19 protein-coding genes, 1 tRNA gene and 1 pseudogene are annotated in these 25,046 nt (G+C 45.0%); 7 read left to right on the top strand and 14 right to left on the bottom strand.

Going from position 1 to position 25,046, the window contains the following annotated elements; translation table 11 throughout:
• Nucleotides 1-130 precede the first annotated feature (130 nt).
• The 8 genes from ompL to yihU all read right to left on the bottom strand — a co-directional run bounded on the left by ompL (nt 131) and on the right by yihU (nt 9,880).
• Nucleotides 131-820: a porin OmpL gene (ompL, locus tag YWE_RS0101720; RefSeq protein ID WP_029092954.1), complete on the bottom strand. Its 690-nt coding sequence runs from the start codon at nt 818-820 to the stop codon at nt 131-133.
• 67 nt (nt 821-887) lie between these two features.
• Nucleotides 888-2,315, bottom strand: coding sequence for an MFS transporter (locus YWE_RS0101715; protein ID WP_029092953.1), 1,428 nt, complete (start codon nt 2,313-2,315; stop codon nt 888-890).
• Between the two features lie 47 nt (nt 2,316-2,362).
• Nucleotides 2,363-3,745, bottom strand: a complete 1,383-nt coding sequence (locus YWE_RS0101710) for an MFS transporter (protein ID WP_029092952.1) — start codon at nt 3,743-3,745, stop codon at nt 2,363-2,365.
• Nucleotides 3,746-3,792: 47 nt separating this feature from the next.
• Nucleotides 3,793-5,841, bottom strand: a complete 2,049-nt coding sequence (locus YWE_RS0101705) for an alpha-glucosidase (RefSeq protein WP_161628757.1) — start codon at nt 5,839-5,841, stop codon at nt 3,793-3,795.
• A gap of 62 nt (nt 5,842-5,903) precedes the next feature.
• Nucleotides 5,904-6,797 carry an aldose-1-epimerase gene (locus tag YWE_RS0101700; protein ID WP_036014746.1) on the bottom strand — a complete coding sequence of 298 codons (894 nt, stop codon included), beginning with the start codon at nt 6,795-6,797 and terminating at the stop codon, nt 5,904-5,906.
• Between the two features lie 27 nt (nt 6,798-6,824).
• On the bottom strand, nt 6,825-8,066 hold the full coding sequence (gene yihS / locus YWE_RS0101695) for a sulfoquinovose isomerase (RefSeq protein ID WP_029092949.1): 1,242 nt from the start codon (nt 8,064-8,066) through the stop codon (nt 6,825-6,827).
• Nucleotides 8,067-8,082: 16 nt separating this feature from the next.
• Nucleotides 8,083-8,961, bottom strand: coding sequence for a sulfofructosephosphate aldolase (gene yihT, locus YWE_RS0101690; RefSeq protein ID WP_029092948.1), 879 nt, complete (start codon nt 8,959-8,961; stop codon nt 8,083-8,085).
• Nucleotides 8,962-8,983: 22 nt separating this feature from the next.
• Nucleotides 8,984-9,880, bottom strand: a complete 897-nt coding sequence (gene yihU, locus YWE_RS0101685) for a sulfolactaldehyde 3-reductase (RefSeq protein ID WP_029092947.1) — start codon at nt 9,878-9,880, stop codon at nt 8,984-8,986.
• Between the two features lie 306 nt (nt 9,881-10,186).
• On the opposite strand from yihU, the gene YWE_RS0101680 reads away from it, so the two are divergent.
• Together YWE_RS0101680 and YWE_RS0101675 are read left to right on the top strand one after the other, a co-directional pair.
• Nucleotides 10,187-11,083 (top strand): sugar kinase, encoded by an 897-nt coding sequence (locus YWE_RS0101680; protein ID WP_029092946.1) that lies wholly within the window; start codon nt 10,187-10,189, stop codon nt 11,081-11,083.
• 128 nt (nt 11,084-11,211) lie between these two features.
• A complete protein-coding gene (locus YWE_RS0101675; protein WP_029092945.1) occupies nt 11,212-12,003 on the top strand; it encodes a DeoR/GlpR family DNA-binding transcription regulator in 792 nt (263 codons plus the stop codon).
• A gap of 441 nt (nt 12,004-12,444) precedes the next feature.
• Here the strand turns inward: YWE_RS0101675 and yjiA are convergent, their stop codons facing one another.
• From yjiA to YWE_RS0101655, 4 genes are all read right to left on the bottom strand, one after another.
• Nucleotides 12,445-13,410, bottom strand: a complete 966-nt coding sequence (gene yjiA, locus YWE_RS0101670; RefSeq protein WP_029092944.1) for a GTPase — start codon at nt 13,408-13,410, stop codon at nt 12,445-12,447.
• Between the two features lie 17 nt (nt 13,411-13,427).
• Nucleotides 13,428-13,631 carry a YbdD/YjiX family protein gene (locus tag YWE_RS0101665; RefSeq protein ID WP_029092943.1) on the bottom strand — a complete coding sequence of 68 codons (204 nt, stop codon included), beginning with the start codon at nt 13,629-13,631 and terminating at the stop codon, nt 13,428-13,430.
• 147 nt (nt 13,632-13,778) lie between these two features.
• Complete coding sequence (locus YWE_RS0101660; protein WP_029092942.1) at nt 13,779-15,932, bottom strand: carbon starvation CstA family protein; 2,154 nt, start codon at nt 15,930-15,932, stop codon at nt 13,779-13,781.
• Between the two features lie 297 nt (nt 15,933-16,229).
• The gene (locus YWE_RS0101655) at nt 16,230-16,445 is read right to left on the bottom strand and encodes a hypothetical protein (protein WP_029092941.1); all 216 of its coding nucleotides are present in this window, start codon (nt 16,443-16,445) and stop codon (nt 16,230-16,232) included.
• A gap of 10 nt (nt 16,446-16,455) precedes the next feature.
• Here YWE_RS0101655 and YWE_RS0101650 point away from each other — a divergent pair.
• The 5 genes and pseudogenes from YWE_RS0101650 (at nt 16,456) to YWE_RS31060 (ending at nt 20,663) form a co-directional block, all read left to right on the top strand.
• A tRNA-Leu gene (locus YWE_RS0101650) sits at nt 16,456-16,540 on the top strand.
• A 201-nt stretch (nt 16,541-16,741) separates the two neighbouring features.
• Nucleotides 16,742-18,004: pseudogene (locus YWE_RS26315) on the top strand (tyrosine-type recombinase/integrase); the annotation flags it as partial.
• Nucleotides 18,005-18,344: 340 nt separating this feature from the next.
• Nucleotides 18,345-18,530 (top strand): hypothetical protein, encoded by a 186-nt coding sequence (locus YWE_RS0101640; RefSeq protein ID WP_029092940.1) that lies wholly within the window; start codon nt 18,345-18,347, stop codon nt 18,528-18,530.
• 10 nt (nt 18,531-18,540) lie between these two features.
• Entirely contained in the window at nt 18,541-20,136 is a 1,596-nt protein-coding gene (locus YWE_RS0101635; protein WP_029092939.1) for an anti-phage dCTP deaminase, read from the top strand.
• Between the two features lie 353 nt (nt 20,137-20,489).
• Nucleotides 20,490-20,663, top strand: a complete 174-nt coding sequence (locus YWE_RS31060; RefSeq protein WP_154661399.1) for a hypothetical protein — start codon at nt 20,490-20,492, stop codon at nt 20,661-20,663.
• 135 nt (nt 20,664-20,798) lie between these two features.
• On the opposite strand, the gene YWE_RS26310 is transcribed toward YWE_RS31060, so the two are convergent.
• Entirely contained in the window at nt 20,799-23,795 is a 2,997-nt protein-coding gene (locus YWE_RS26310; protein ID WP_051323132.1) for an autotransporter outer membrane beta-barrel domain-containing protein, read from the bottom strand.
• A gap of 997 nt (nt 23,796-24,792) precedes the next feature.
• A partial coding sequence (locus YWE_RS0101620; protein ID WP_029092938.1) for an IS4 family transposase occupies nt 24,793-25,046 on the bottom strand: 254 nt, incomplete at its 5' end.

Raw genomic sequence — 25,046 nt, 5'->3', positions numbered from 1 at the left:
GAAACGGAGTATAAAAGAACAACTCTCTTATTTTAGTTCTATTACTTATCCAAAGTTCAGGTTAATCATAAACTCACACACATCCCATTCAGCTAGTTTTGGTCCATTCTCACTGCAAAGTCACCATCATCTAAAACGAATACCTTACACCTAATCGAATGCGGTACTGCTCGCTGTTATAATAATTCCAGCGGTCCAACCACTGCAATTCGAGGTAAGGCATCCAGTTTTGATCAACTTTATAACTGAATTTATTAGTAATTTCCCAATGGTGGTCTTTATCATTTTTGCTGTTGAAATCATTAACACGCAGGAACAGGTGAGGTTCAAAAGTATAGGACAAAGCATCCGTCACTTTGAAATTCCAATAGTTGGCTAATTCATGTGTATCGTTTTTATTCATATCACCATTGAGATCCATAGTGTCATAATTACTATGATTATAGCGATACCGGAACGTCAGATTAAAAGTTGGAGTAAATTTATAGTTGATATCCAAATAAGCAGCCCCCCCTGAACCATCACGATTATCATTAATTAATCCTCCGGGTTGAATAGTTAACTTATCTGTAGGTTTAAATAGCGGATACCAACCTTCAATTTCATTATAACTATGTTTAATTTCATCCCATTTACCAACGTTATAGGCATTGGTAAACATTAGCCCAGCCCCCATGTCAAAGTTATATCCCCCACGCAGAATAACTTCATTTAAGTCAGATGCAGTATTATAAGCAGTTCGGGTTTCGACATATGCACCAGCAAAAACAGGTGCTGATATAACGGAGGATAATATTATTGCAGTAGTCAGTTTTTTCATGATAACTCCATTTTTTAGGCATAAAGGGGCCGTCCCCTTAAAGGGCTGTGAATAACGGCTATTATTTTTATATAGTTATTACAGAGGTTTTATTTTCATCCAAACCATGTTCAGACATATTATTTTTCTTTCGCTTATCAATCTCCTCAATAATTAAAGCAAAACGTTCTTCATTAAGTTTATAAAACAGCCCCATGGTTAAAGCAGCGATAATCGCCAGCACACACGGCCAAATAAAAATAAGCTGACGTAAGCCCAGTAACGTAGCGCTATTTTGAATAGCATTAGGAATATAACCAATTTGCGTAAGCATAATACCCGGTAGAAAACCGGCAAGAGCCGCTGAAATCTTTCGTGAAAAGGTATATCCCGTATAAACAGCACCTTCGGTACGAATACCCGTTTTCCACTCGCCATAATCAACCGTATCGGGGACCAGAGCCCAGTTCAGACTATTAACAAAGGCGGTACCAAAAAATGCCATACAGGAAAACAGTACAAAAGATAATGAACTGCTACCCCACAGGAAATTCAGCACATCGCCAACAGCCCATAACGTTAACCCGCCAAGATAGACCTGCTTTTTACCAAACAATTTCACAGCCTTGGGAACAAGGAATACGCCTATCAGAATGCATCCCATACTAAAAAAACCCATCCACGAAAGCAGGTGAATGTCGTTCAGCACGTACTGAGTGTAATAGACTTGAATCGCCAATTTGATATTAAATGCAGCCAATGTGCACAAATTGGCAATACACAACACCAACAGTGGTGGGTTACGAAATATGGCGTAGAACGATTGTAAAATACTAGGTTTATGACTCTCGGGCGGGATTTCCACATAGCGTTCTTTTACTCCGCTATAGCATCGCCACATACAAAACAGACCACAGGTGGCGAAAATCAGAGCACTAACAAAATAGCCTAAAGAAGAAGAACCGGAAAATAACGCCTGAATGGGCATAAATGCTACTGTGCATAACAACAACCCGATAGTTGCTCCTCCCTGGCGCCAAGCGGCGAGCTGTGCACGCTCATGAGGATTTTTAGTGATGGCAGGAACCATTGCACCGTAGGAGCAATTCATCAGACTATAAAATAGCCCGAACATCATAAACAACACCGTCGCAAGCGCTGTTTTCACCGTCAGGTTAAAGTCATTGGTTATAAATTGAGCGGTAGCAACCAGCGCAACAGGTACCGATGCATAAAGAATAAACGGTCTGAATTTACCCTCCTTACCGATATTACGACGTGAATCCAGTAATACCCCCGTAAACATATCGGTAAAGGCGGTAAAAAACTTTGCCACTAAAAAGATAATACCACCATAAAAAGCAGGCATCCCAAGCTCATCGGTATAGAACTTCAACAGATATAATGTACCAATGCACAGCATCAAATTAGAGCCAAAATCGCCCATTCCGTAAGAATATTTCTCACGCAAGCTCAGTTTCAGGGTCAACGGATCATGGTTATATAAATCCTTCATAATCGATCCTCATGGCGCTCATAAAGAGCGCCATCATATTGAATGCATTACGCCAGACGTTTACGAGTTTCTATCTCAGAAATAATGCGAACATACATTTTTTCATTGAGGTTATAGAAACAGCCCATTGCCACAATAGTGATTGCCGCTAGTACGCTAGGGTAAATAAAGATCAACTGGCGCAAGCCTTCCTGAGTGCTAGCCGACTGCACTACGTTTGGCACATAATCGATCTGCGTCAACATCCAGCCAGGGAAGAACCCTGCTAGCGCTTGTGACACCTTACGAAAGAAGGTGAAACCGGTATATACCGTACCCTCTGAGCGCACCCCAGTGCGCCACTCACCGTATTCCACCGTATCGGAAACCAGCGCCCAGTTAAGGCTATTTACAAAAGCAGAACCAAAAAATGCCAGACATGAGAATCCGATGAAACTCAAGGAGTCACCACCAAAAAAGTAGTTCAGGATATCACCAACGATCCAAACTGACAGGCCACCAATATAGACTTTCTTCTTGCCAAATCGCCGTACTGCACCGGGCATTAAAAAGACGCCGATGAAGATGCACCCCATACTAAAAAAGCCCATATATGAGAGCAGGATAGGATCGTTTAGCACGTATTGGGTGTAATAGACCTGAATAGCAAGTTTGACGTTAAATGCTCCAAGCGTGCACAGATTGGCAATACAGAGGATGAAGAGCGGACGGTTGCCCGCAATAGCGCGAAAGGACTGTAACAGGCCTGGTTTTTGTGTCGTATTTACAGGCGGTGCTTCAACGTAGCGTTCTTTCACGCCAGCAAAACACCACCACATAAAGAACAGGCCGAACAAAGAAAAAATTGTGGCGGCAAAAATATAGCTGAGTTGAGGATTGCCCTCAATTAAGTTCATCACTGGCACAAAGCCAACGGTACACAATAACAGGCCGAGCGTAGCGCCGCCTTGACGCCATGCAGCTAACGATGCACGTTCATCCGGGTTTTTGGTAATGGCCGGAACCATAGCGCCATATGAACAGTTCATCATGCTAAAGAACAATCCATACATCATAAACAGTAGCGTTGCTACCACGGTTTTACCCGTTATCTCAAACGGCGTACCAACAAAGTTGGCGACCGCCAATAATGACACTGGAAACGCGGCGTATAAGACAAAGGGCCGAAATTTACCTTTAGGGCCAATTTTACGCCGTGAATCCAGCATAATACCGGTTCCTATATCGGTAAAAGCAGTAAAGAACTTGGCAATCAGGAAGATGATACCGCCATAAGTCCCGGGCAATTCAAGAACGTCTGTATAGAACTTCAGTAAGTACAGGGTACCTATATCCAGCAGAATATTAGAACCTAAATCGCCCATTCCATAGGCCAATTTTTCTTTGAATGGTAAGCGTAAAGTAGCCGGTTCTGTCGAGGTTTGACTCATTATTATTCTCCTTCAGCCCGCCGGTTCACTCCGACGGGCTAGCCTTATCAGATGTGACGTAATGAACTGAACAGCGCTGCCCATTCGCTATTTGCACGATAAAACACGGGAGGTTTGCCAATCGGCGCATCTACCGTTACCTCACCACCTAAATGTGTTTCCCCAGTCCAAAGATTGATCCACGCGTCCTGAGGGAGATATAACGACCAGTTAGCAGAGCCCTCCTCATACACTGGAGCAACCAGCAGATCGCGACCGAACAGATACTGATATTTCAGCGTGTAGGCGTGGGCATCATCCTCGTAGTGCAAGAAAAGCGGACGCATTACCGGCAAACCAGTTTGTGAGTTTTGTTCTACAGCCTGTTTGATATAAGGCTTCAGGGTGGTGAATACGCTGGTCATGCGAGCAAAATGGGCAATAGTTTCAGCATCACTATCAAACTGCCAGTTGTCACCAGGACGGTTGCCTTCGTGGGTTCGCATCATCGGCGTGAAGGCACAAAAATCACACCAGCGCAGCAACAGCTCTTTAGTGCGTTTCATTTCAAACAAGGTTGTATAACCACCAATATCGCTATGGTGTAAACCATGTCCGCTCATTGCTAGAGACAAGGCAGCTGGTACTACGGATGCAAGTCCATCATCGAGGCTCCAGTCTACGTTCTGGTCGCCCGCCCACATCATTACCGAATATTTCTGACTGTGGGTGTAACCGGCACGCATAAAGAACAGAATTTCACCGAGTTTGCCAGTCTCCTGTAGGGCTTCGTAGTTACACTTTGCCCACAATGCTGGCCAAGCGTTATGCATAATCTCCGCACTAACACCATTATGCAGATATGTATCGGTCGGCAAGTATTCACCAAAGTCAGCCATCCAGCCACCACAGCCCAATTCGATTAAATTCTTTTTAATAACACCTTTGAACCAGTCATAAGCATCCGGGTTAGTAAGATCCACGACGCCCGCATAGAACTCGCCAAACTCGACGTGATAATCCTCACCATTAGCATCTTTAGTAAGATAACCGTGTTTTGCCGCCTCTTCACACAGGTCGCGATCGCTGGCGACATAGGGATTAATATAGGAGAGGAACTGCACACCTTCTTTGTTCCACTGTCCGATACGCGTATCCAACTGAGGATAGATATCCTTATTCCACTTCCAGTTCCACATCACACGCTTGCCAAAGGAGGTCATGCGAATGCCAGACCAATCCTGCGCCCAAATCCCATTGACCTTCACGCCACCGTTACGCATAGCATCAAGCTTTTGCTGGCAAACTTCGGTACCGCCCTGAATACCCAACGTTACCCCGTTATAAACCCAGTCCGGCAATTCAGGCTGGCGACCTAACAGCGCCGTAAGTTTTTCCAACAGGCTAATATAGCTATCGGCACATTCGAAACGCAATGTCGCGTTATCTTCCCACAGAGCCAGTTCGTGATATTCCGGAGCACTGAAATCGAAATTCATATAGCAACTATTATCAACGTGACAGTAGTATTTCTGTGTGCTGACAAATGTTGGCTGTGGAAAGAAAGTCCAGTAGTAATCACCGCCGGCATTCTCTTTGCAGTCAGCTTGCCAAGTAACGTAAGTTTGCTTATTACGCCCTACTCCCTGTTCACTGGTCCACAACGGGAAAGGTTTGCCACGTAAATCAAAGTATGAGAATTGCTCACCACAGCCATAGATGTGATCGTCCGGTTGCGCGACTAGCCGTAGCCAAATACGGTTGTGCGTCCGATCGTCATTTTTTAGTGTAATTTTCAGGCGACCTTGTTCATCGGTAGTAATTACAAGCGTTGAACCAAGAGTATTCCCTCGACTAAAGTACACCGTCCAACCATCCGGCTGTGCAATAATCGAGGTGTCAGTAAGGGCAATTTTTTCATTCAGACGATCTTTAATGTTGAAGTTGCCACGGAACATTTCTATATCCGCTTCGCCACCGCCAATCCATAAGCAGGGAGCCTGCTCTGTATGCCGTAAGATCGTACGCTGTTGATAAGTTAGTCGAAATCCATCATCTAACGTCGTTAGTTCGAGATTAGATAAATTACGCTGTAGTGTATCCACTATAACCTCCATAATATTTGGGTATCTTATTGATATTGTTATTACCAGTTGTTATCGCATCAGCTTTACCCGGCTTATTTAATACCTATGGCAAAAAACAGATGATGCGACTCATCTGGAGCAAGTGAAATTAAGTCTATTAGGGAATTAAATGCATTCGGAGGACAGCTCATAGGCTCTACGGCCAATCCCAACCGATTTAATTTGTCGCCAGTGTAAACCTGTAACCATGGCTGTTCGGACCGTAAGTAAACCGCCATATTCTGTTGCTGGCTGGTTATGATTACTTCCCACTCAGCCATGGTTTCAGGTATAGCGGTTTTGAACGTATGATCGATCCTAATCGCACCAATTTGCTTTGCTGTTAAAAAATTCAAACCAAATTGCTCTGCAATGAAAAAATATGAAGGACTAAGTTGCTTATCAGCCTCAAACACCTGATTAGCAGGGATGGTTAGCCGATAGTTATCTACCTTATCTAAATTGCAGGTTAAATAAGGGTGAACGCCGACACCATAAGGCGCAGGCTTATCACCAATGTTTTTTGTTGCAATATCAGCAGTTAAACCTACTTCAGCATCCAGTTGATAAGTGACTGTTGAAACAAGCATAAAGGGATAGCCATAGCTCGGTGGTAAATACGCCGTCAGAGTTACGGTTGAGTCGGTTTGCTCAGTAACTTGCCAATCTCGCCAGGCTAAAAAACCATGAATAGCAGCGTTTGATTCGTGGTCATTAATGGGAAGCTTAAATTCGATACCATCATGATGGTAGCAACCATTAGCTACGCGATTAGGCCAAGGAACTAACACTTTTCCCATATGCGCTAACGGCATTTCTTCTGGTTTATGCGGTACCACCAAATGGCGTCCTTGATGGGTCAGTTCAGCTATTCCGGCGCCAACAGAAACGATTTTTGCCTGATAATTTCCCGTAACAAGTACGATAGTTTTTCCACTACTATGCATAGCCAACTTCCTTGCAAAATATCGTATTTACCTAGCGTTTATATCCAACAGACCGGCGGCAACGGCAGGTGCTAATCCCGGAGCCAGCGGTAATCTTGGAATGACTAAACAGTGCAACAGATGGTAAATATCCTGCTTGCCGTCCCACACTTTGGTCGTCACTTTGTTATCAGTATCCAGCTCCTGCCACCATGAACCATTTTCATAATCCATTAAATATTTAGTACAGTAATCCCACCACTTCTGGTACCAGGCTTCATACTGTGCATCACCAGTAACGGAATAAAGGGCGTAGGCAGTACCCATTGCTTCAACAATCGGCCAGCGCACTCTTTCTCGCACTATCGGTTTTCCTTCCCAGTCAACGGAGTAGACAAAACCATCCGCACCATCAGGTGCCCAGGCATCACGAATCGTGGCATGAAATAAGCCTTTCGCATCATCTAATAACCAGTCAGGAGGTGTTTCAAAACGAGCTTCTAACGCAGCTCGAAGGTGTAACATCAGGCGAGCCCATTCGATCCAATGCCCAGGAGTTCCCCCATAGGCTCGAAAGCGGTGAGCTGGATTTTCTTTGTTGTAGTCCCGGATAGGGGCCCATTGCGCATCAAAATGTTCATTGACTCGATATTCACCACTTCTGGCAACGTCATGAATAATCACTGAGGCAATCCGTAACGCCCGATCGAGCCACTTGCGGTCGTGAGTAACATCGTAAACAATCAGAAAAGCTTCTACAGCGTGCATATTGGCGTTGCCACCACGGTAATCTTCAGTTTCGTTAAACGCTTCGTCCCAAGACTCCAGACACATCTGCTCTTGTTCGCTCCAGAAGTACTTTTCGATAATAGCGATAGCATCATCTAACAATTTTCGAGCTTTAGGATGCCCAGTCGTTACAGCACTGGCAGCCCCCAATAAGACAAAAAAATGCTGATATCCCTGTTTTGATGCATCAACAACCCCGTCATCATTAACGCAGGCGTACCAACCACCATATTCGTTATCTAATAAAGCACCGTTAAGGGCGTTAATACCATGATCGACAAGTTGATACGCGCCAGGGCGCCCCATCGACGCAGCAACAGAATAAACGTGCAGCATACGAGCGGTAATCCACAGATGCGTACCCATATCGGCCCTAACTCGACCATTATTCCCCAGCCAACCGAATCCTGTAGAAACTGCCGCATTCTTACCGAAATCAAAAACTCTGTCAGTCTCTTGCTCCAGCCAGCGATTGTGACTTAACGTATTAAACCATTTCATAATCCAGCATCCCTAATTAGCTACGGCGAGCCATTATTTCATCAACAATCTCGCCTAATCGCTGTAGCTTAGGTACCGAGATATCTCTTAGCATAAGTTCAGTGTCAGGTAAGCCAACTACCGATGACCATACGGCGCGACCAGCTAGAAAGCCAGATGCTCCGGCAGTCATTGCAACGCGGACCGCTCGAGGAAACAGTTTTTCATCGACACCTGAAGAGAGGATGACCCAAGGCATATTGATATGTTCATTTAGCTTTTGAGATGCAGTAAGAAGTTCTTGCTGTGAGCCTTTACCAGACAGTGGCATTTCCACTTTGTAAAGGTCAGCACCACTGTCACCCAATTCTCTTGCAGCATCGATAATGGCTTGTTCACGATCGAACTTATCACCACAACGCGGCGGCCGAACAACGGGTTCAATAATGCTAACTAGGCCATTGGCATGACATAGCTGGTTAAATTCTTTAACCATACTCAACCGTTGTTGTGGATCCTCATCGCTACGCCATAACACCAATAACTTCAGTGCTTTTCCGCCGTCTTTTTTAACCGCTTGTGGATTGATATTTTTATCAATCACTACGCTGTCAACAGGAATACCATTTCCTGGAATAAACTCATCTACAGCAACAATCATTGAACAGCTTTTTGCGATAGCCTTTTGCTCGACGACTTGCTTATAACAAAATTGCTGATCAACCAAGATAGCTGAAGCATATGGTGATAATATTTTGGCAGCGTTAACTTTGAAATCCGTTAAGACTTGATCGCTTACCGGGGCTTTGATGCCCGCCGCAACAAACATTAAGCGCATTGCTTCTCGCTGATCAACGGCCAACATGGCAAAACCACCAGAAGGTCGGGTAATGTCTTTAATGGTGTAGCTATTCATTCATATATCCTTAGTTAAATCGTTACAGTTTTACTTTTGGGCTTAATCCGGCACAGATTCGAACCTGTTCTAAAATAGCTGTCCAGTCCTGCTTACCCCGACCGGCGGCGCGAGCCTGGTTGTAAACCTCCCGAGAGGCAGCACCGAGCGGCATCGGAACGTGGAGCTGATTGGCTACGTCGAGTGCAATCCCCAAATCTTTGTGTGCAAGGTCGATCATAAAGGCCGGTGAAAGATCGCCTTTTAGCACCTTATTCGGCCAAGAGGTGGTGAAGTGTCCCTTACCGGCCGGAGTTCCGCTCATTACCTGAAGCGCCACATCAAAAGGCAGTCCCAGCGCCTCACACAGCACCGCAGCCTCGGCCGACAGCGCGTTCAGTGCAATGCTCATATAGTTATTGATCAGTTTGACTCTGATCCCCATGCCCGGCCCTTGGCAGTTCACCAACTCAGAGCCCATGCACATCAGAATGTCGTTAGCCCGCGCTACCTGCTCTGCGGTTCCGCCGGCCAGAATCAGTAGCGTTCCGGTAACGGCCTGCTCAGACGTACGGCCTACCGGTGCGTCCATATAGCTGAATCCGCGCTGTTGCATTTCCCGGCATAAGCTATCGCTCTGAAGCGGGTGAATGGTTGACATATCAATCACCAGCGCTCGCGGTGACAATGTCTCTGCTACGCCGTTTTCCCCGAATAATACGCGCTGAACTAAATCACCGTTTGGCAGCATGGTAATAACAAACTCAGCCCCTTTGGCCGCCTGCGCCGGACTGGCCGCCGCTTTTGCCCCGCAACTGACTAATCCCTCTACCGCCTGCGGGCTAATGTCATATACTGTCAACTGATGACCTTGTTTAATCAGGTTGGCAGCCATCGGCGATCCCATCTGCCCTAACCCGATAAATGCGATAAGCGCCATTCTCCACCTCCTGATCGTTATTGATAACTAATGTTCATTTTTGTCATATTCTGGAACTGAAATGATGTTATTTGTAATTTTAAGTAATTAAAGTGACACTCATCACTCTTTTAACATTTATTTGAATTAAAATGGACAGATAAAATCAATATCTGACATTTAGACCCAACGTAATTCAGGTAGCATTGAGGCGGCAAGTCAGTGAGACCACAGGAGCATAGATAACGATGTGACTGAGGTAAGCCGACCCAGCCAACAAAAATGCCGCTTGAGGTATGACGGGGATATCAACCAAGGAGTCTGACAATGATAAAAATCGCGTGTGTTGGCATAGCGGTTCAGGATCGCCTGTATTACGTTGAAAACCTGCCCGATGGCGGCGGAAAATATGTTGCACAGGACTATAAAGAGATCGGCGGTGGCCCGGCAGCAACGGCGGCGGTAGCCGCAGCCCGACTGGGGGCCAGCGTTGATTTTATCGGTCGCGTCGGTGATGACGCAGCTGGTCAAACGCTGCTCAGTGAGCTAGAGAATGCCGGGGTCAATACGGCACTGACCCGAGTTGTTCATCAGGCACGCTCTACCCAGTCCGCCATTTTGGTTGATAAACAGGGTGAGAGAATCATTATTAACTACCCGAGCCCTGACCTGCCCACTGATACCGGCTGGATGGAAACCATCGATTTTAGCCAATATGACATGGTGTTGGCCGACGTTCGCTGGCATGAAGGTACCGAGTTTGCCTTTACTCGGGCCAGAGCCGCCGGAGTAACAACCCTGCTAGATGCAGACGTTACACCACAGAGCATTTTGTCCTTAATCCGGCTGGCTGATCATGCCGCATTCTCTGAACCGGGGTTGATTAAAGCCACCGGTGAAAAAAATATGACAAAAGCGCTCAAGCTGGCTGACGAAATGACATCGGGTATTGTGTATGTCACTCAGGGTAAATCCGGCTGCTCTTGGCTGGAACAACAGGCCTTATGTCAGCAAGATGGATTTAAGGTCGAAGTGGTTGATACCACGGGCGCCGGGGATGTCTTCCACGGTTCGCTGGCTTTTGCGCTGGCAGAAAACCAACCGATAGATCGTGCCGTACGTTTCGCTAATGCGGTGGCAGCACTAAAATGTACCCGCCCCGGCGGACGTGCAGGTATTCCGGATCGCGATCAAACAGACGCATTTTTGTCACTTTTTGTATAATATGAAGCCTGAATGCTTTGAGGTGCAGAGCAATAAAGCCAGCGTGCTGCCCCAAAAAGGCGAGCGACACGGCAATGCTGCTGCAACTTGAAGTATCAGGGGTTATGTCTATTTGTGGGAGATTTAGGATGAGTTTGACTGAATTAACGGGGAATCCGAGACACGATCATTTAATTACCCTGATAACCGAACGCGGTTATATGAATATTGAAGATCTGGCTCTGATACTGGATGTTTCTACTCAAACAGTGCGCCGTGATATTCGCAAGCTCAGCGATATGGGCCTGATATCACGCCACCACGGAGGCGCAGGCAGAGCATCAAGCGTCATAAATACTGCGTTTGAACAGCGGGAAATCTCCTATACCAACGAGAAAATGGCCATTGCCAGAGATATCGCTGACTATATCTCCGATGGCTCGACCCTGTTTATTACCATCGGTACCACCGTTGAGCATATTGCCAGAGCGCTGGAAGTACGTAAAAACCTGCGTATTATCACCAACAGCCTGCGGGTAGCCCATATTCTCTATAAGCATACCGAATTTGAAGTGATGGTTCCCGGCGGCACCATCCGCCCGCATAACGGCGGCATTATCGGCCCCAGCGCCGTCGCGTTTGTCGAAGGGTTCCGTGCAGACTATCTGATTACCAGCATGGGCGCGCTTGAAAACGATGGCACCATTCTGGAGTTTGACGTGAACGAAGCGGCGATTGTCAAAGCGATGATTGCCCACTCTCGCCACCTGTTATTGGCTGCGGATCATACTAAATATCACTCTTCAGCCGCGGTTGAAATTGGGAATGTCAGCCAGGCCTCAGCCTTATTTACCGATCAACAGCCTCCGGCTCAGCTGGCCTCTCGCCTGAAGCAAAGCCAGGTTGAAGTTCATATTTCTTCTCTGGATGACTTTGACTAAGCTATTTATGAAAGTGATATCCCCCCTCTCCTCGTCATCCCCGCGAAAGCGGGGATCCAGGTTTTAACTAACAAACTTATACTCGGCCTAAGGGCTGGATGACTCGCTTCGCTCCCCCTTCAGGCCATTCGCGATGCGAATGTTTGCTTCGCCTACGGCTACGCGTTCCGTTTTTCAACGGGATGACGAAAAGGCCCACCTCCGTCATCCTCGCGAAAGCGAGGATCCTGGTTTTCGCTAACCAACTAGCACTTGGCCTAAGGGATGGATGACTCGCTTCGCTCACCCTTCGGACCATTCGCGATGCGAATGTTTACTTCGCCTACGGTTAAGCGTTCCGTTTTTCAACAGGATGACGAAAATGGGGGCTGATATGATGCAGAGGTGCTTAACTATCCGCTCTTTTTAATACGTACAGGCGAATACAGAACAAGCCTGGCGTTAACTCTCCAACTCCGCAAACTTAGTGCGGATTTTATCTTCCGGCAAATCAATACCGATAAATACCATCGTACTCTTACGTTCTTCATCCGGTTGCCATTCGGTGTCCCAGTCGGCGCTATACAGACGCTGTACGCCCTGAAACAGCAGACGACGGGGATCGCCATTGATGGATAAGATGCCTTTATAACGCAGCAGATTATCTGCAAACTCCAGCAGCAGGCTTTCCATTAAGTCTGAAATTTGTTTCAGCTCAACCGGCTGGTGATGATAAATCACAATCGACTGAATATTATTTTGCGGCTGTGGAATACGGCGAAATAGCGGAGTCGGCTCGGTAATATCAATTTTATCATTCAGCACAAAGCCGTCGATATCAAACAATATGCTGAGGTCAATCTCGCCGTGGGTCACCTGATAAACCGGTGCACGGGAGTTGATTAATCGTAAGCGCTGAATTAACCCTTCACAATCCGCTGCTACGTCGGTTTTAGTCAGTAATAGGCGGTCTGCATAACCAACCTGAGCCTGTGAGATAGTAAACTTGTTCAGCTGCTCATCGGCATGTACCGCGTCAACTAAGGTAAGGATGCCATCCAGCAGGAAGCGTTGACAGATAACCGGATGTGAGAAAAAGGTTTGGATAATCGGACCGGGATCGGCCATACCGGTACATTCAATAATCAGCCGGTCAAACTCAAGCTGGCCTTGATCGACCCCGTCTAACAGATCGAGCAGAGCGTCTTCCAGTTCATTGGATTTACTGCAACAGATACAGCCGTTGCTGAGGGTAGTGATACGGCTGGCACGATCGCCGATAATGGTGTTATCGATCGGCACTTCGCCAAATTCGTTTTCGATAACGGCAATTTTGTAGCCGTGGTTTTCGTTCAGGATATGGCGTAATAGGGTGGTTTTACCTGCACCCAAAAAGCCGGTAAGAATAGTGACTGCAATGGGTTTCATATTCGTTCCTTAGTATTTTAGCAGCAGCGCATGCCGCCTTCGCCACTTCCGCCGTAACGGGCTTCCTGACGTTCACGGAAAAACTCTTCATAGGTCATTACCGGTTTGTCCGGATGATTAGTTTTCATATGCTGGACATACGTATCATAGTCAGGGACACCGATTAACATACGGGCCGCCTGTCCTAGATATTTACCTGCCTGACCGAGATTTCCGAACATGTCTTTCTCCGGGGAAAATGTATCTACCGTAGCGATTTTCCGTAAGTCCAATTGGATAGAGGGCACAGCATTTGCCGTGCCCTTTGGTATCAAGTCTTCAATAAATACGGGATAATTTGCATTATACCCGTATTCGTTAAACCACCATTAGTGATGAGACGACACTTGAACCCCGCCTTCAGGAACCGGTACATAAGGGGTTTCCTGATCGGTACGTTCCGGGTTTTTGTGTGCTGCGATAGCCGTTCTAAAGCCGTAGAAAATGATGCTGTAAACCACTAACAGGAACAGGATGCTCAGACCGGCATTGGTATAGTTGTTAATAACAATGTGGTTCATATTAGCAATCTGCTGTGCTGTCAGATCGGCACCGCCTTCAGCGATTTTACGTTTGTAATCGTTGGCTAGGTAGAAGAAGCCTTCCAGCTGTGGATTGTCGCTGAACAGTTTCAGACCCAGTGCATAAGTAGTACAGATCAGTAACCAAACGGCCGGGATAACGGTAACCCAAATGTACTTGGCACGCTTCATCTTAATCAGTACAACGGTACCCAGTACCAGCGCCACTGCGGCTAACATCTGGTTAGAAATACCGAACAACGGCCACAGGCTCTTCACGCCGCCCAGTGGATCGACTACGCCTTGATACAGCAGGTAGCCCCACAGACCAACGCAGCCGGCAGTACCGATGATACCGGCAACCAGAGAGTCAGTTTTCTTCAGGAACGGCACGAAGTTACCCAGTAAGTCTTGCAGCATAAAGCGGCCAGAACGGGTACCTGCATCCAGTGCGGTCAAAATAAACAGTGCTTCGAACAGAATACCAAAGTGGTACCAGAAGCCCATATCTGCTGCCGGAATGATTTGGTGGAATACGTGAGCAATACCAACGGCTAACGTCGGAGCACCGCCGGCACGGTTCAGTACTGAAGGTTCACCGATATCTTTCGCCGTTTGTAAGATCTGCTCAGGGCTGATAACAAATCCCCAAGAGCTAACGGTCGCTGCCGCCTGAGTGGTGACGCCGCGCAATGACTCCATGATCATTGGCGCATCAGCCGTACCCAGTCTGTGCAGATCCGGCATGGTAATGCCTAACGCTGCCGGAGGGGTGTTCATGGCAAAGTACAGGCCCGGCTCGATAATAGAAGCCGCTACCAGTGCCATAATTGCCACGAAAGATTCCATCAACATTGCGCCATAGCCGATAAAACGCGCGTCTGTTTCGCAGGCCAGCAGCTTTGGAGTCGTACCGGAAGCGATTAATGCGTGGAAGCCGGAAACCGCACCACAGGCAATAGTAATAAATAAGAACGGGAACAGTGAGCCTTTCCAGACCGGTCCGGTGCCATCAACGAACTGCGTCACGGCAGGCATTTTTAAATCTGGGTTAAGGATAACAATACCAATGGCTAAGCCAACGATAACGCCGATTTTCAGGAAGGTCGCCAGATAGTCGCGCGGTGCCAGAATTAACCATACCGGCAGCAAAGCAGAAACAAAGGCATAACCAATCAGCGTATAGGTGATGGTGGTATCTTTAAAGGTTAACGCCGGGCCCCAATACGGGTCGTGAGCGATAACGCCACCGAACCAGATTGATGCAACCAGCAAGACAATACCAATAACGGAGATTTCACCCACGCGGCCCAGGCGCAGAAAGCGCATATAAACGCCCATAAACAGCGCGATCGGTACCGTGGAACACACGGTGAACACACCCCACGGGCTTTCAGCCAAGGCTTTAACCACGATCAGGGCAAGTACCGCCAGAATGATGATCATAATCAGAAAGCAGCCAAACAGCGCAATGGTACCCGGAACCGGACCCATTTCCTTTTTAATGATCTCACCTAAAGAGCCACCGTTACGGCGCGTTGAGATAAACAGCACCATAAAGTCTTGTACCGCACCCGCCAACACAACCCCGGCCAGCAGCCAAAGGGTACCGGGTAAATAACCGACCTGAGCGGCAAGTACAGGACCTACCAGAGGACCGGCACCGGCGATAGCAGCAAAGTGGTGACCGAATAATACGTTTTTGTTAGTCGGTACGTAGTTTAAGCCATCGTTATTAACAACGGCCGGCGTTGCTCTGGTGGCATCCAGCTTCATCACCTTAGTGGCGATATACAGGCTGTAGTAACGATAAGCCACCAGATACACAGAGATCGAAGCAACAATAATCCATAGGGCGCTGATGCTTTCACCACGGCGTAGTGCAACTACACCCAGGCAACCTGCACCGAGCATAGCTAACAGCACCCAAGGGATGTGCTTTAATATCCCTTCTTTTTTCATGAGGTATCCTTTTTATTTCTATTGGTAAAACTGAATCATTGGCCCGGTTTTATATTTTTTTAATAAGCGGCTGCTTAATCCGGACAAAGGTAATTACGCCCCCAGTAAAGGAGGAGTGCAGTTGTGACGGGGCATTATCATGAGTCTGATAAAAGGATAATATGACAATTTCAGTCAGCGGTTTGATCTGCCGACTAAGCGGTTAAAATCGAATGGTGAATGGTTATAGAAGAAATGAGTGGTTTTATAGAATAATCGACTATTTTGTGCGCTGCATCACACTAATTGCCATTACGCCTAATTAATCGTCAATGAGTGGATAGCGCTATTATTCTTTTTTATCCCTTTAATCAGTTGAAATAACCCGCCGGTAAACCTGAGCAGTATTTTGATACCGGCCTGACCTATCGATGATGCCTGCCGGTTGCTTATTTTAAAGGCAGTTAAGTGAATTTTAAGGGATAAGTCTTGCGCGGCACCGTCGGCTAGGTATAATGCCAACGTTTTCCGCATTCTACTCAGTGCCTGAGTGGCGAAATCGGTAGACGCAGTTGATTCAAAATCAACCGCCTTCGGGCATGCCGGTTCGATTCCGGCCTCAGGCACCATTAGAATGTAAATAGACCTCAACTGAGGTCTTTTTTTATGTCTGAAATCCCAGTTCTGCAAGCCTTTCCGTGCCTTTTCACTCAACTTACGTATACTCGATTCAACCCACATCAGCTTCTATTTGCGGGTACAAATGCGGGTATATTCCGGTTCGATAAATAATGTACCCGCAAAAACAATAGAAAGAAGCAAGGACTACGGCTCTAACCGATGTAAAAGTACGTACAGCAAAGGCGTCAGAAAAAGCCCATAAGCTTACCGATGGCGGAGGGCTTATTCTTCTCGTCCATCCAAACGGTTCAAAATACTGGCGACTGCGTTATTACTTTGGCGGTAAAGAAAAAATGTTGGCTTTCGGTGTCTACCCTGAAATATCACTTTCAGAGGCAAGGCAAAAACGCGATGAAGCAAAAAAATTAATTGCGAACGGCATCGATCCAAATGAACAGAAAAAAGCCGCCAAGATAGAACAATCGAATGCTCATACCTTTGCTGAAATAGCCAGAGCTTGGCATAGCAGCAATAAAAAATGGTCACCTGCTCATGTAGCAAGAATCCTTAGAACTCTTGAGCTAGAGATTTTCCCTTCTATTGGTGATCGTCATATCGCAGATTTAAAAACTTGCGATTTATTAGTCCCTATAAAGCGAGTCGAGCAATCTGGTCGATTAGAGGTCACCGCACGCTTACAACAGCGTACTACGGCGATCATGCGCTATGCCGTACAGAACGGCATTATCGACTACAACCCAGCGCAGGATTTAACTGGAGCTATTGCTACCGGCAAGAAAGTCCACCGCCCAGCCCTTCCTTTTGAACGAATCCCTGAGCTACTTACCCGGCTGGATAACTACCAGGGAAGATACCTAACCACCCTAGCAGTGAAATTGACCTTACTCATCTTTATCCGTTCCAGTGAACTGCGCTTTGCTCGTTGGTCAGAAATCGATTTTGAACGAGCGCTTTGGACAATACCGAGAGAACGAGAAGAACTGGAAGGTGTTAAACACTCACACAGAGGCTCTAAGATGAGAACAACTCACCTTGTTCCCCTAAGTAGACAGGCCATGGAGATCTTAAAACAGATACACCAAATCAGCGGTGACCATGAGCTTATCTTTATTGGTGATCATAACGCTAATAAACCAATGAGTGAAAATACGGTGAATAAGGCTTTACGCGTAATGGGCTATGACACCAAGACAGAAGTCTGTGGTCATGGCTTCCGTACCATGGCCTGTAGTGCATTAATTGAGTCTGGGCTGTGGTCTAGGGATGGCGTTGAACGACAAATGAGCCATCAGGAGCGTGACGGGGTTCGTGCTGCATATATTCACAAGGCCCAGCACTTAGATGAACGCCGGTTGATGGTGCAGTGGTGGGCGGATTATTTGGACGAGAATAGAAAAAAAGAAACTAGCCCATACGAATTAGCTAAATTGACCAGACTAACTAAACACTAAATTTTATCTAAACCAAGAGGTGGCCTGTGCCGCCTCTTTTTTTGTCTCGTGAATTTACACTCTAAGTGCAACGAATAAAAAAAGTGTTCATAGTCGCGTGTCCACTAATAGTGGGTAAGATCAACAAAGATATTTGCACAATGGTAGAAAAACACACTAGAATACTAATTAAATTCAGTATGTTAATTAGTATGAAAAGCTCTGCATCATAGGTAAGCATTGTCATGTGTGGGGAAAAACATGATGTGGACCACACTTGTCCCCCTAAAAATAAGGGAAAGTGCGCGTTTTTGTAGTACACTAAATACCATATGGTTTTTATTATGTTTGGATGAGATAAATGAATGTAATAACATTTAATGAAATAGAATCTACCGTAGCTGCCAATGATCAGGTTGATTCTATTTGTATTGAATTAACAACATTTAATTTTGATAATGTAATTTCATTTGAAGGCAGGAAGAAAAATAAAGAAGTTCTGGATGCATTTATTGAAATCATGAATGCTGATATAATTTTTGATTAGGTAATCATCAATGGTAGAAGCAGCCCAAAAAACACCGCAAAAGCGAGATAAAAAAAAAGACTCCATATCAACATCATCAATGGAGTTCCTGAATTCACGACAATCAAAAGATATCTATCTTGGATTGTGTGGATATGTTGGATGCGGAATGAGAACGATAAACGAAATTGCTGAAGAAATATCCAAAGAGTGGGATTACAATGTTGTGCACATCCGAATAAGTGCACTTCTGGAAAGCCCATTATATTTTGAACTGAAAGCACTAACGGCATCCAAAAGCACTCAAGTTAACAGACATCTAAAACTTCAAGATATTGCCAATAAACTTCGCAAACATTACAACAGAAATGAATTACTGGCAGAAGCGGCGATTGCTGCAATCGCCACAGAGAAGATAAACATTGATTATACTAATGATGCCTATAAAGGCACAGTATTCATCATTGATCAATTCAAAAGACCAGAAGAAGTAGAGTTATTCAGGGTCATATACCAGCACAATTTCTACTTATTAGGAGTTTTGCGCGATTTAGATTACCGAATACCGAATCTCATTGCTGACGAATCGACAAAGGATGATCTCCATTTAATTATCAATATTGATAATAAATCCTCTCATCAGCATGGACAAAGAACTGGAGAAACCATTCTTGATTCAGATTTTTTCATTAAAAATAACTTCAGTCAAAAAAGTGAATTAAAGAAGAAGATTGAACGTTTTTTTGGTCTTATTCATGGTAAAAACGGTTTAACACCGACATTTAACGAAAAAGGCATGTACGCTGCTTTTTCAACATCATTACAATCAGCTTGTCTGTCGCGTCAGGTAGGGGCGGCACTGTTTGATGATGAAGGGAATCTGCTCGCAGTAGGCAAGAACGACGTACCTAAAGCTGGTGGCGGATTGTATAGCAGTGATGACTTTGATAACGATCATCGATGCGTTCACAAAAGTGGTAAGTGTTATAATGATACAAACAAACTAAAAATTAAAGAACGCATAAAAAATGTATTATCAAATGAAGTCAGTGCTGTGTTAGGTATTTCCGCGGGACAAACTGTTGCCGATATTAATCTGGCCCGACTTTTAAACAGCTTAGACAAAATTGCAGAAGGTATTTACAAAGATAGTAAAATTTCAAGCGTGATGGAGTACTCCAGATCAATTCATGCTGAAATGGACGTAATTACTTCGATGGCCAGAAAACAAAATGGCGATACTAAAGATAAAATTCTTTATACGACCACCTATCCTTGCCATAACTGTGCAAGACATATTGTCGCTGCAGGAATAAAAAAAGTAGTCTATATAGAGCCATTTGATAAAAGTCTTGCCCTTGACCTTCATAATGATGCAATAACAAAGAATGAAGAATCATCTAAAGTGATATTTTGTGACTTTGAAGGTGTATCACCACGTCGCTACAATAAATTTTTCAGACCAACAGATGAACGCAAAGATGATGAAACAGGAACTGCGAACAAATTTAATGTACGCTACAAAAATCATATAGATGTTCAATATCTTGATGATTACAGAAAATATGAGTCCGCTGTTGCTAAGAAATTTATAACAGAAATTGCCAAACCAGAGCCACAGCAATAACAGTCTCCTCTCCTTATTGCAGTAAGGATAAGGAGAGGGATTTTTATAGCCATAATGACTTGCTCCTCATCGATTGGCAAACAACGATGTTAGTAATGAGTTAATTAGAATCCGATAATTATTGTCATTTTCTGACTCAGTATGCCTGGTCCTCGCTCAAACCTGACTGTCCGATTAAGTCGTATACTGCCAAAGAGCAATATCAGATCGGGTCTGAGCTAATACAACAAGTTCTGTTAACACCAAGCGATTTTGTCGTACTTTAATTACCACGCGATTCTGTCGTAATCGCTAATTACCAAGGGAAATTGACGGTTAATTAATAACCGTGCTCTTTAAATGTTTTTGTACATTTGAGGAACGCTAAGGATGATCACGTTGAACTCCAAAGCTCAATTGACCGTGGATATCATGCTAAAGTGGCTGAGCGTAAAATCACTATTGCTAATGCCGCTAAGCTCCTTAATAAATCCAGACGTACCATTGAACGCTATCTCCAGCTTTATCCTAGCGGTTCAAAATACTAAATAGATTATATCCTTATCGTACGTTTTCGTTCCGCAGGACCTCAAACCTCGCAAAGCTGTAACAGCCCTGCCCTCTGAAAAATAAAGCCCCTAATATCCTATATTAGAGGCTTCAGTTATCACTTAACCAATATATTAGAAGCTAAAGCGATACCCACCGTTAATCTGATTCTGTTTAAACTGGCTACCGTTAACCTGTTCCAGATCTAAATAAAGATTATGCTGCTTGCCAATGCCTACGCTGGCACCAACACCGTTTGCCCACCAGTCACCTTTGAAGGAGTGAGCTTCTTTATTGCCATTTAAACGGTAGTCAGTATCACCGCTAAACTCATGAACATAGCTACTCTTAAAATAAAAATTAACCGGGGTAGCTCCTTTCTTTACATCATAGCCAATCAGTCCGCCAATTCGCCCCAGAGTAGAAGTGTAACTGGATAGGTCCACTTTTAAGCCGTTGGAATTTTTAAAGTGGCTGCTGTCTTGCCAGGCTACGGTTAACTGGGTTTGTGGCTCGATATAGAACCCGCTGTTTTCAGGCGTAAAGTGAAAACGCTTACCGGTTTCAACCGACAGTGATATACCGTTAGATGATGCACTGCCATCAACCCCATTAGCGGCGGTATCTTTTACGTTAATTTCGTTACGCATGCGGTTATATTTCAGCAAAGTATCAACGTACAGACCGCCGTTATCCAAATAACCGGCATACAGACCGACATGGCGGTTTCTCATATCGCCGTCACCGTTTTGGTAATCCTGATTAGAATTGCTTTGCCCCAGAGCAGCACCCAGATAAATCATGCCGTTGGCAGACTGCCACTGTTTATCGGCACCTAACTGCGTGCCGTTATAAGTCATATCGAATCCGCTTAGTTTACCGCTGCCAAACGACGTAAAGTTACCGGCATAGCCGCGTAACCAGACGTTGCCGTCAACGTCAGTGCTACGCAACTGCCCCATACGCTGCATCAGGGTTTGGGTTTCCGCATAGTTCATCAAATAACCGACGTTCAGACTATTGGCCGAAGCATTGGCGGTTGAGGTAATCGGCGGATTGGGTTTATTGGTTCCGTTGTCAGGAGCCGGCGTTGGATCGGGCTCAGGTGGAACCAACCCTGCGCTATATAATTCCCAGTCATTACCGTCCTGATGCAGCTTATACAGATAGCCACCCAGTTCAACGTTATTGGTCAGGGCGAAGTTGCCATTACCATCAGCGGTTTGGATAATTTTCAGCACTTCGGTACCATCAGTAGACTCACTACCGTTATTCACCACGGTAACCTGATGATTACCAGCGGTAGTGCCGGTTACTGAAAGTAGGTCACCAACGCCTTCGACAATACTGCTGCGCATAACGAAGTGGCCATTACCGCCCAGGTTGCCTACCTGTAAACTTCCATTATTGGTGCCAGTAAAAACCACTGTAGAGTCATTAGATAACTGTAAATTATTCACCGAGGAATCATCCGTCACATTCCACCGGCTGTTGTCCATGGTCAGATTAACAATACCGCCACTGTCCTGTGCAGTGACGCCATTAATCAGTGAACCGGCGGACAGAGATAAATCAATTAATCCTGAATCCTTAGCCTGAATGTCACCATTGATTCGCATGACCCCAGTACCTTCAATTAATGAAGCAGAACTGTTAGCGAACATCGCCACTGAGGAAGAATCAACATTGGTATTTCCGGTCAGAGTAACTCTACCACCGCCACTGGCAACAATACCATATGAGTTATCCGCTGAAGTAATGACCGAGGTATCCGTCGCATTGATCAAACCAGTGTTTAATGCCCATAGCCCATAACCCCCTTCCATATTGGCCTGAGCATCAACTCGATACAGGTTAACAACCGTTCCAGCCTGTTGTGCGCTAACCCCACGACGATAACCAACGATTTTACTGTCATAGACAGTGACGGTCGGGGCTGATACACCAGAAATTAAAGTACTGGAGGCCATAAGGCCATCACTTTGATCGGATATCAGTAAGCTGCCAGCACCGATAACAGTGTTACCGGACCCAATTCCCATCGCATTGGCTTCGCTACCCGTAGTATGAATGGTCAGTAAATTGGCTTTAAATTGGGTTTCTGCACTTCCTACTAGCCATACGCCTTGAGATCTGGTGCCTGAAGTGGTGATAACCGAGTTACTGCCTAAATCGACGCTGTTAATTCCTTTACTACTAACACTAATACCATGGTTAGAGTTCCCGATGGTATCAATAGTCAAGTTATTCGCCTTAAAACTGGAGGTTAATCCAGCGTTTCCTAATAGCATCACGCCAGAAGATCCTGTAGCACTGATGATGCTAGCTGTACCCAGATTGATATCGACATTACTAGCACCTGCAATAGAGCCCGAACTAGAAATTCCATAGCCATTAGTTGTTTTAATGGTTAACCCATTCGCTCTGACCGTGCTATTGCCGTAAAGCAAGATGCCAGCCCCCGTTGAGCCAGAGATGGTCGTAATTTTACCGCCGTTACCCAAATTAATGATTGCCGTTCCCGTACCAAATTCAGCTGCTTTAATTCCGTTGGCTCTGGTACTTCCTTCTGCGGTAATGTTCACATTATCGGCAATCAACGAACCGTTGCTACCGAGAGCTACGGCAGTGGTAAGCTGGCCCGACACATTAATCAGGCTGTCGCTTCCCAAATCAATCACACTGTTAGTTCCCCCCTCTATGCCGTTTACGGCAGTCGTCCCCTTAACCGTTATATTCAGCTCAGATCCTGAGAAACTCGTTGAACCCGATAATGCTACGCCACTAGCTTTATGGCTACCGGTGACATTCAGAGTAGATCCTGTGCCAAATACGTGGGAGGAACTACCGCTGTTAAAAAATTTAAGACCAATGGTAGGTATGTAATCCTCATCCGGAATACCGTTTACCGTAACGTCAATTTTACCGCTGCCAATCTGCAGCCCCGTAGTATCAGCGCTATCTGATAAAATGCCGATAATATCATTGGTTTCTATTTGATCATCAGCATTCACTACCTGCGCGGATAAGTCCACGGTATTAACAAAATCGGTAGCATAGGTGAAAGGTGATGCAATAACGCTGCCTGCAACGAGAAGGGATGATGCAACATATTGAGCACATATCTTCATTAAGTCAGTCCTTAACAGTAAATTCCTAATTAGTTATCTTGATAATTATTCATTAGGTGATATTAAATAAAATTGTTTTTTTTAAAAAAAGAGTCGCAATGGTAAAGAGTCGTGATTATAAGATCATTAGTCTCAAGTTCAAATAAGAAATTATTTAAAACCCAACTCTAATGAGTTAATTAATTATATTGCAAATAATTTGCACCTTATTAACTTTCTGCTTCTTGGTGGTAAAGAGGAGTTCTTTCAAGCTAAATAGGTAACCAGTGAGTAAAATGAGAATTAGAAGATCTAACTAAACCGCCAACAGTTTCCCGAAGTCCATAGCGTTATAGATAAAGCCGATCAAGAAATACACACATGGGGGGGGAATGTATTACATTGTTTAATAATACTATTTTCACACCCAAAGTCACTTTTATCTCACTGCACTTAATATAATAACTAATGGTTATCATTTTATCCACAGCGCTATAACTACCAACAACACACATTGCCTATATTGCTCTAATCCCAGAATAGGGTTCCATTCCTGCATAGGCTGAATGAATTGAAGAAAGTAAAAGTACAGAAGAGATAGATAAAGAAAAGCATGGAATTTTAATATTCACAGATATCAAAACTCTAGTAATTCCTTAATAAAAAATACACATTTAACACACAAAAAAGTTGTTGAAATTACACTAATCAACAACAAAATCACAACCTATAGCTAGCAATATATACCTAAGCATTAAAAAAAGGGTTTTAGATCGCTTAAATTAATTTTATAGATAATAATTCTTATATTATTTAATTAATTCAGATTTGAATATTACTCGCAGAAATTATTTCATGCTGTTTTATATTTCATTATTATGCCAGCTTAAGCTGATAAAAATACCCAACTACAATATCGTCATCCCGGCGAAAGCCGGAACGCGAGCCGTAGGTGAAGCAAACATTCGCGTAGCGAATGGCCCAAAGGCTGGACCCCGTTTTTCAACCTGTCTCTTGATCAGATCTCCTGATCAAGAGACTTCGCCAGCCTGTAGCCTTCAACTATATCCTGAAGTTTGAACCNCCCCTCCCATATCACTATCCAGCCAGCCCGTCCCGTGCGTTTGCTATCATGCCAGTGACCCATTTTAGCCAACGACAGATACGCCCATTTCAGGTTCGGTGCCTTTTTCGGCAACTCTTTTCCTTCCTGTTTGACCCACAGTAACTTCCATTCGATTGGACTCAACACCTGCTCACACGACTCGTTTT

It is taken from the genome of Budvicia aquatica DSM 5075 = ATCC 35567, from assembly GCF_000427805.1.
GTDB lineage: Bacteria > Pseudomonadota > Gammaproteobacteria > Enterobacterales > Enterobacteriaceae > Budvicia > Budvicia aquatica.
The sequence above is the reverse complement of the archived record's forward strand: the minus strand, read 5'-3'. Positions and strand labels throughout refer to the sequence as shown.